Raw genomic sequence first — 8,542 nt, forward strand, 5'->3', positions numbered from 1 at the left:
GACAAGAAGTAGATTAGATACCTGTCTCACAGCAAAAATAGTGAGCATTGTATGAAGTGCTTTAGCTAGCACACAAGTCAAGTCAGCACTTTTTGTCAATTCAAGGAGGAAAAGTCATGTCCTCTATGCAGCCGGCAAGGAGAGCCACGACGATCCTAGTCTGCACGTTGCTACTCATGGCGCTCGTGACCAGCGCCGCTCTCTCCCTCCCAACGCGAACAGCCTATGCTGCCCCAGTGATTAGCGTAAGCGGCGCGACCCGCTACCAGACCATCGATGGCTTTGGCTTCTCTGGTGCCTTTGGTCCTGCTCAGGAGCTAGAGCAGACTCCCAGTAGCATGCAGCGGCAGATTCTCGATCTTCTCTTCAGTACCAGCAGTGGCGCGGGATTTTCGATCCTGCGCAACCTGCTCCCATCGGACCAGGCCCATACCATCGAACCCAGCAGCCCCGGCAGTCCGAATGCGATCCCAACCTACGTCTGGGACCATGATAGCTGGGGACAGGTCTGGCTCTCTAAGCAGGCCCAGAGCTACGGCGTCACCCAGTTCTACGGCGATGCCTGGAGTGCTCCTGGCTTCATGAAGACCAATGGCAGTGAGGCCAATGGCGGCTCCCTTTGTGGCTCCCCAGGTGCGAGCTGCAGCAGCGGCGACTGGCGCCAGGCCTACGCCAATTACTTGCTGCAATACTATCGCGACTACCTTAGTGATGGTATCCGGCTTACGCAGATCGGCGCATTCAATGAGCCAAATCTGTCAACGTACTATTCAAGTATGGTGATGAATCCAACTCAGACCGCCGATTTCGTGGCGATTCTGGGACCGACTCTGCGCGCAGCAGGGGTGACAGCGCAGGTGGTCTGCTGCGATGGCGAGGGGTGGGATAGCGCCCAGAGCTACGCCAACGGCATCTTGGCCAATCCCTCGGCCAATAGCTATCTGGACCTCTTCTCTAGCCACGGCTATACCGCTCCGCCAACAACTCCTATCACTGGCCTGGGTAGCCGCCATGTCTGGCAAACAGAATGGGCAAAGTTCGATTCGGCAGATTATAGCTGGGACGACGGCGGTGACGGCTCCGGCTTCTATTGGGCCCAACAGATCTATACAGGCCTGACCGCAGCTAACTTGAATGCCTTCTTCTATTGGTGGGGCGTCAACTTCAATGCCAGCGACAACGGCTATCTGATCAATGTGGTCAATGGGACGGTGATGCCCGCTAAGCGCTTGTGGAGCTTCGCCAACTATAGCCGCTTTGTGCGACCAGGTGCAACGCGCATCGGGGCCACTAGTAGCGATAGCTCGCTGGAAGTGACAGCCTTCCTGAACACCAATGGGACGTTGGCCATTGTGGTGCTCAATACCTCTTACAGTGCCATGCCAGTGACGCTCTCGCTGCAGGGCCTCGCGCTGCCAGCTAATGCGAGTGCCGTGCCTTATGTGACCGACGCCAGCCATAATACGGAGGCCCAGACGCCGTTGAGCATCCAAAATAATAGTTTTAGCGCGACAATCGCCGCTCGTCAGTTGGTGACCTATGTGATCGCTGGCGGCTCGGCGGCTACGCCTACCCCTTTGCCCTCGCCAACTGCGGCCCCCACGGCCATACCGACAACTACGCCGACTGTCGCTCCCTCGCCTACGCCGACGTCTTCACCCACACCAGGAGCCGGCGCCACCTGCTCAATTCATTATGTGGTAAACGCACAGTGGCCTGGCGGCTTCAGCGCCTCGCTCCAGATCGCTAACGCGGGCACCACGCCAATCAATGGTTGGCAGCTTCAGTTTACCTTCGCCAATGGGCAGACGGTGACCCAGGGCTGGAATGGCTCCTTTAGCCAGAGCGGCAGCACGGTCACGGTGACCAATCTCTCATACAATGCCAATATCCCACCAGGCAGCGTGCTAGGGGCTTCACCTGGCTTTAACGGAACCTGGAACGGAAGTAACAACCCACCCACGGCGTTCAGGCTGAACGGCGTCAACTGCACGATTATCTAAACTGTGCTTCTCATCAGATACATGTTCGCCAGGTTGTCAACTGCCTGTCAGCGCTGGCTAGACGTAGTAGACGCTCCTCACCTGGCTCGCCTGGTGGCGCTGTTCTGCCGGCTGACCGCTGTGCTAGCTCTGGCAGCCGCTTCGTCCAGAGCAGCTCAGCGGCATGGCGGAACAGCGCCATTGCGAGCCGGGCCGCCTCAGGTAGGGCAGCAGCCCGGACCCGATCCTCGGTTTTACAGACAACTGCTGCGCTTATTGCGCTTCTTCCAGATGATCTGGTATCATAGAAGCAAGCAAGATTGCTTGCCCCACTGATGTCTGCGAGGCTGTGCTCGCGAGAGTGCTGCTGTGCCCACCGTGCATGCGGCAAGATGTCCCGCGCACGCACTCGAAGGGAGGCCCATCTTGAGACAAGCATCCACTGGGCGTCTTGTCGCCGGTCTCTGCCTGATTGCTGTTGCCGTTGCTCTTCCGTTTGTGCTCTGGTTCAGTGCTGGGGAACGAGCTGCCATCATTGGCATCCCTGGCAGCCTGGCCCCCCTGATCTTCGGCATCTTCTTCCTGGTTGGAGCCTTGCCGCCACGTGCCAGATCTTGATTGATCGCCCTGGCGAGTATGTGGCCCGCACCTTCCTTGGCTGTTGCCTTGTGCAGTTCCTTCAATGAAACACGGCCCAATCGGGCCGGCTAAGTCCATGCCAAGGCCTGTTCCGCTACCTGGCTGGGCGCCGGCAAGCGTCTACTTGTCGTAGTTGCAGCGACAGACAAGCGCATCTCCAAAAGGAAGCAGCATGGAGACCCCATCTGTGCCGGTGCCTTATGAAGACCGGGAAGCGGTCATCATAGGAGATCGCTTCACTCAGGAACTAGCCCGTTACGGCTGGCAGTTACAGCATGTTCGCCAGCCCTATACTGATCCTCTGGTGCTTCGCCAGCCCTGGCTGAGCTGTCCCAATGGCAGCCGCTACCGTGAACGAGATCTCTACCGTCATCTGTTATCCACCTCATGTCGTCACGCGCTGCGCCGGCTGCTGGAGCGGCTTCCCTGCCCGTATGGCGACCTCCTTGCCAGCTCCGGTGGGCTGCCCAGCGGCGCTTTTCTCCAGTTGCTGCTTGATCAGGAGTTGCTGCTCCGCCAGGAGACGTCTGTCGTGGTGGGTCCAGGGCTGGCTTGCCTGCATAATCTGGGCCATACCCTGGAGTGGCTTGTTGCTGAGTGGTTGCGGCTCTACTGTCTGGAGCACTACAATCGCCTCGTACCGGTGCGCCATAGTGTGCGTCTGAACTTCCCTCCCATTCCAGGCGATCTGGACGTCTTAGCCTTTCTCGATGAGGGTCCCTTGCTGATTGAGTGCAAGTCGCGAGCCAGAGTCATCGAGGAGTCTCATTTTCTGCACTTTGCCGAGCAGGTGAAGCTGCTGCGTCCTTGCGTCGCCATTTTCCTGATTGATACCGAAGCTCCTCTCCCCAGCGTGCGCGTGCAGCAATGTGCGCGTGCCCTGCGAGAGGCCGGGCTTGCCCCTCTGCAAGGCTCCCAAGGTTTTTACTTCACTGCTCAGTGTCTCTACCTGGTCAATACCTCCGCGCGCCTGGATGTGCGCCTGGCAGAAGTGCTAGCAGACGCCCGCCGTCGCTGGCTCCAGCCTCTGTTGAATCAGGCCCCCGCTGCTAGCGTGTAGCCCCTGACCTCCTCGCCGGTCTCTTGCTTATCCGCCGTACAGTTCCTCTACACCCTGCGTTCATTGCACTCGCCCAGATGGGCTATGCTCGTGGCTACTTCTGCCAGATCGTGAGAGGCGGGGCACAAGGAATACTAGAGGCGGGGCAGGCATCTGGATCGATGTCTGAATCACGCCGTTCATGGGTGGAAAGGGCTTTGTATAGGGATCATTACTTTCCGAACAAGGAGCGCACAATGCATCATTCGATGGCTTATAACGCTCCTGGACAAACCACTCAGCGGGTCCTGGATCGGCAGAGGATTGGCCTACGGATGCCGCTGACTAGCTCTGCTCGCTGGCTGGTCCACGCCGGAGCGTGGAGAGCAGGCGAAGTAGCCATGACAGGGAAGCGTGGTGAAGAGAGCGGCGAGGTTACCCTTCCTGGGGTGGTTATAGGGGGCGTTCTACCGTTTTCGGGTCTTCCTCCATTTTTCGCGGTTTGCCAAGTCGCAGATGAGGAGTTCGTTATCCGATGGAGCAGGACGATCTTTCTCAAGGGATTGAAACGGAGCTAGTCAGTCTGCGCCCTGTGCTGCAGAGCTATTTTGAGCGGCTACTCGAGGATTGCTCAGCCGTAGATGACTGTGTTGATGAGACCTATGCCCGGGCCTACCAGAGTCTCCGTCAGCGCGCTCTGCCGATCCGCCATCCGCGCGCCTGGCTGCTCAAGATCGCGCAGCGGGTCTGGTCTCAGTACCGTGCCACGGAACAGAAGCAGCGGCGGCTGAGCCAGATTCACTATTACTCTACCGCTGATGGTGAGATGCGCTCGGAGGTAGATGATCTGGCTGACGATGCTGACGAGCAGCCAGAGGCTCTGGTCGAGCGGCGTGATCAGGCTCGCCTGCTGGCACGTAGCTTGCAGGCACTGCCCCCCTATCAGCAGACGGCAGTGATGTTACATTTCTCTGGTCAGTCGGCGCGTCAGATCGCTGCCCAGACGGGCCGTCCCCGGCGCACAGTCAATGATGACATCCGTAAGGGCATACTGCGTTTACGCCGGCTCGTTCATAACACCGACTGAGGTGATCATGAGACATTTGGGTGTTCATTTGCTCATCGCCCGGGCGATGAGCGCAGAAGCGTGCTCGCGAAGGCCCACACCAGGGGACAAAGGTGTCACCCGAGGTAATCGCGAGTGCAGGGAGAAACGAGCGCAACTGTGAGATACAGCAGGGGAGGATCGCTTCATGTATCATCAGGACAGCGCTGAACCTTGTACAGAGCCGCTGCGCATTAGCGAGCTGCATCCTGATCGCAACTCAAGGCGATCGGTCCTACGAGCGCGCCAGCCAGCCAGACGCTCGGCCTCTCTGGGGTCCCCTCTCAGAGATGATCAGGGGCACAGCGATCAAGTCGCTGCTGGCGGCGCCTCCCGAGCACAGGCCGGTGTGGACGGCAAGCCGTTGGCTGGTCGCGTGCCCGCCGATGGTGAGGTGCTGCTGCGGGAGCTGGCAACAGCCCTGGAACAGGGACTATCGCTACCGCGCGGGCCGCTCTGGCTGGCTTTAACTCATCCTTCCTGGTGCGTGCGTGCGGAGGCGGTGCGGCTTGTTGGCCTGAGCAGTGAGCCACTAATAGAGCTGCTCCTCAATATGCTGGAGCGCGAGGCGCACGATACTGTTCGCGAAGCTATCGCCTGGTCGCTTGGGCGCCTGATCCCCACCTTTCTGGCTCATGAGCAGCTAGGAGAGGCGCGGCTGACACGCCTGCGGGCGACCTTGATCACCTTGCTGCACGCTGATAGCTGTTGGCTGGTACGCGAGGCTGCGGCCTGGGCCTTGGGGCGTTTGGGGCAGGCTGCCCCTTTGGGCGCCCTGCGTCAGACCCTGCTCAACGATAGCGAGCAGGAGGTGTCTGCAGCGGCAGCGTGGGCCTTGGCCTTCTCAGGCAAGCGTCTGGCCCGCTCCTACTTACTGGAGGCGCTGGAAAAGGTTAAGCTACCTTTCCTGCGGGAGACGATCCGCGATGCGCTGGCAGAGCTTAATGAAGTACTGGCGCACACAGAGATGCCTTGGCGTCAGCATCTGCCTCCGCTGCGTCAGGCCCTGCTAATCTTGCGCGATTTTCTGGAAGATCGCCGTGGCTTTCTGCAGGAGCCTCAATGGCTGCTGAGCGAGCAGGGACCGGTCTTGGTGCTCTGGTGCCACTATCAGGCCACAGAGCGACGCCTGCAAGAGGTGCTTGATGCCTTACCACGGGATCTGCGCCTGAGCGCTTCGGTCGCACCGCTGGAGGCCGCCCAGTGCTCAGATGATCAGGTGCTACGCCGGCTTGGTCAGCTCCTGGCCGAGGAGTGCCAGCAGTATCCCTGCCAGGAGGCCCTGATGCTTTCGACTACGATCTGCCGCCAGACTCAGACCACGGGATGGGTGTCCCGCTTTTTCGGGGAAGAGTACGCCTGTTTGCGTGTCATTATTATCGGGGTAAGCCGCTGCGAAATGGATCACGACAAACCGCCGGTGCTGCGTGAGTTAGCTGTGGCCTGGCAGGTGACAACGCAGGAGGCGCCGCTCTGCGAACAGGACCCCTGTGATCTGCGTCTCTGGTACCAGGCCTGTCGCGGCCTGGCCAGCCAGAGCCAGGTGGTTCATCCCTGACGGCGCGGGTCGTCAGCGCTGTCTCAGTCGCATCTCTGGGCGGGCACTCCGCTGCTGAGAGATGGGATTGAGATGGCGCCTGCCCAGTGCTGCCCAGTGGTCACTAGCAGTTCTTGCTCGCCTTGCCTTGGTGGGCACGGCTCAAGGGGAGGCTGCTGATGCGCTAGCGTCTGCGGGCCTCTCCCCTGCCTGGCTCGTGCCTTCTGTCAGGTGCCGTTCCTCCCCCGGGAGGCCGACACTCAGTCGCTCCTGGTGTCCCTGGCTCCCCCATCTTGCTCTTGCCCAGGCTCGGAACGCCGGCGCTGACGGTCACGTTTCACGATGCGGTGCCGTAACGGTTCTGCCTGGGTAGTGTGCTCGCGCTCGAACAGCCAGAGATCGGCCAGATGCCAGAGGCGCTAGTGAACGTAGCTTTCAGCCAGGCAGAACGTTGCCGCCCAAAGCAGGATCAACAAGGGCAGCGACCAGAGCGGCGGAGCCACAGGCTCCCTCCATTGCCAGCTCAGCCAGCTCACAACGATGATGAGCAGAGCCACCAGGACGGCGCCGCCGGTCGCCAGTAGAAACCGGCGCCGATAGCGACGCTGCGCAGCCAGGATGCCGACCGTCAGCATCCGTTTGAATCGTCCACGCGCGTGTTGCGGTGTATCTTGCCATCTGTTCCAACGTGTCCAAAGGGTAAAGGCCAGTGGCAGAAGAATCACGACGCTGACTGGGAGCAGAGGGAGCATCAGCGCTATTCCTTTTAGAAAAGGGTGCATTGCCTTTCTTCTCTAGGAGAAGCCTTTCCTCTTCTTGTGATCATATGCCAAAGGCAGGAACTGGCTGGAAACATCAGTGCAGATGACCGAGCAGCTCTCCGAGGAAAGCTGCAAGCGCTTCAAGCACCTCTGCGGCCACGTCTTCGGCCAGGAGAGTGCATCGCCTTGGGGGTGGGCCGCTCAGTTGCTGCCCCAGCAAGAGAAGATAGGGACTGAGGACAATCAGCAGAGGCAGGTCGGGAAGGCTCTTAGCGCTGGGAAAGAGCAGCAGCTTGCAGCGTCTCAGCGGGGCGCTCGTGCGCTGAGAGGCCGGCATCTGAATGCGCAGCAGCAAGGCCGTTCCCTGGGGCGAGGCGAGGCGGCAGGTACAATATGCCTCTGAGCTATCCCTCTGCCAGAGCCAGGAGTAGCAGCGGCCAGCGGCTAGCAGCAGGCGCAGCTCCGGCCAGCAACTTTCATGATCCAGCCAGGCCAGCGGCTGAGCCTGCGCAGTCCTGCCACAGGTAGGGCCAGGATAGATCTTGACTGCAGGATCAAAGAGCTGCTGACCCACAAAGAGCCAGCTCTCCTTTCCCCAGGTCGCCAGGATCTGCGTCGGCCTCTGCTGATCCCGCTCAACGGTGGCCAGTTCGACGCTCCCGCGGCACAGGACCAGGTAGCTCCGGCTACGTTCAGGCTGTACCCAGCGCAGTAGCTGCTCACTGCAATCGTCGGATACTTGCATCCGGTTCCCTCCATGTGTAAACGGCGTTTGCTTGCTCACCCTATGGAGAGGAATTGACATTGATCGCAGGTCTCCAGAGCCTCGCCATATTGCTCCGGTTGCAGCAAGCAATCATCCTTTGCCGCCCAGGCAGCGACATTCGTGGGATCAAGCCGCAGGGCCATCTCATAGGCCGCCAGCGCCTCAGCTCTTCGTTTGAGTGCTTCCAGGACGAACCCTTTCCTTAACCAGCTCTCCGCCTCGCGGAGATTCCTCTGCAATAGCTCTTTATAAAGAGTTAGGGCCTGGTCATAGGCGGCTACAGCCTCGTCACTATTGTCCAGCCTGGCGAGTGTCACGCCAGGCTGAGAGGGGCTTGCTCGGCGGTCGTCTGCTCCAGAAATGAGCCAAGAGGCAACGTCGAGGCTGCTCACTGCCCGGTGGACTCGGCAGGCGTCAAGTGTCGTCATCGTAGCCGCTCTTGCTCAGCGTGAGCTGCGAGCTGGCGCTATAGGCCTTGTCAACAGACCAGACTTTTTCCACAGAAAGCACCTGTAGAGGAAATGATCTCAATGACGAGCAGATGCTGTGACTAGACCCATAAGAGAGAATTAAATCATAAAAAATTGCAGAGCTTGCTGTCTACAGCTTTAAGCCCATGCCCATGGATAGAGGATGCAATGCAGAGTCGCTTCCATTCTCTTCCTGCCTGCTCACTCTCCCTTAAGGGACCGCTGCTCGTCAGGAGTATAGTA

8 protein-coding genes are annotated in these 8,542 nt (G+C 59.6%); 5 read left to right on the top strand and 3 right to left on the bottom strand.

The genetic code is table 11. The features are described from left to right. The first annotated feature begins 116 nt into the window (after positions 1–116). From IRZ24_RS13160 to IRZ24_RS13180, 5 genes are all read left to right on the top strand, one after another. On the top strand, positions 117–2,003 hold the full coding sequence (locus IRZ24_RS13160) for a cellulose binding domain-containing protein (protein WP_297164986.1): 1,887 nt from the start codon (positions 117–119) through the stop codon (positions 2,001–2,003). A 405-nt stretch (positions 2,004–2,408) separates the two neighbouring features. Continuing rightward, the gene (locus IRZ24_RS13165; protein ID WP_297164988.1) at positions 2,409–2,600 is read left to right on the top strand and encodes a hypothetical protein; all 192 of its coding nucleotides are present in this window, start codon (positions 2,409–2,411) and stop codon (positions 2,598–2,600) included. Positions 2,601–2,793: 193 nt separating this feature from the next. Continuing rightward, positions 2,794–3,681, top strand: coding sequence for a hypothetical protein (locus IRZ24_RS13170; protein ID WP_297164990.1), 888 nt, complete (start codon positions 2,794–2,796; stop codon positions 3,679–3,681). A gap of 514 nt (positions 3,682–4,195) precedes the next feature. After that, positions 4,196–4,747 carry an RNA polymerase sigma factor gene (locus tag IRZ24_RS13175; protein WP_297164992.1) on the top strand — a complete coding sequence of 184 codons (552 nt, stop codon included), beginning with the start codon at positions 4,196–4,198 and terminating at the stop codon, positions 4,745–4,747. Between the two features lie 166 nt (positions 4,748–4,913). Continuing rightward, positions 4,914–6,323, top strand: a complete 1,410-nt coding sequence (locus IRZ24_RS13180) for a HEAT repeat domain-containing protein (protein WP_297164994.1) — start codon at positions 4,914–4,916, stop codon at positions 6,321–6,323. A 398-nt stretch (positions 6,324–6,721) separates the two neighbouring features. Here the strand turns inward: IRZ24_RS13180 and IRZ24_RS13185 are convergent, their stop codons facing one another. The 3 genes from IRZ24_RS13185 to IRZ24_RS13195 all read right to left on the bottom strand — a co-directional run bounded on the left by IRZ24_RS13185 (position 6,722) and on the right by IRZ24_RS13195 (position 8,257). After that, positions 6,722–7,054 carry a hypothetical protein gene (locus IRZ24_RS13185; RefSeq protein WP_297164996.1) on the bottom strand — a complete coding sequence of 111 codons (333 nt, stop codon included), beginning with the start codon at positions 7,052–7,054 and terminating at the stop codon, positions 6,722–6,724. A 103-nt stretch (positions 7,055–7,157) separates the two neighbouring features. Continuing rightward, entirely contained in the window at positions 7,158–7,808 is a 651-nt protein-coding gene (locus IRZ24_RS13190; RefSeq protein WP_297164998.1) for a hypothetical protein, read from the bottom strand. 35 nt (positions 7,809–7,843) lie between these two features. After that, positions 7,844–8,257 (bottom strand): tetratricopeptide repeat protein, encoded by a 414-nt coding sequence (locus IRZ24_RS13195; protein ID WP_297164999.1) that lies wholly within the window; start codon positions 8,255–8,257, stop codon positions 7,844–7,846. Between the last annotated feature and the right edge of the window lie 285 nt (positions 8,258–8,542).

The sequence above is a fragment of the Thermogemmatispora sp. genome (genome assembly GCF_019683755.1).
GTDB lineage: Bacteria > Chloroflexota > Ktedonobacteria > Ktedonobacterales > Ktedonobacteraceae > Thermogemmatispora.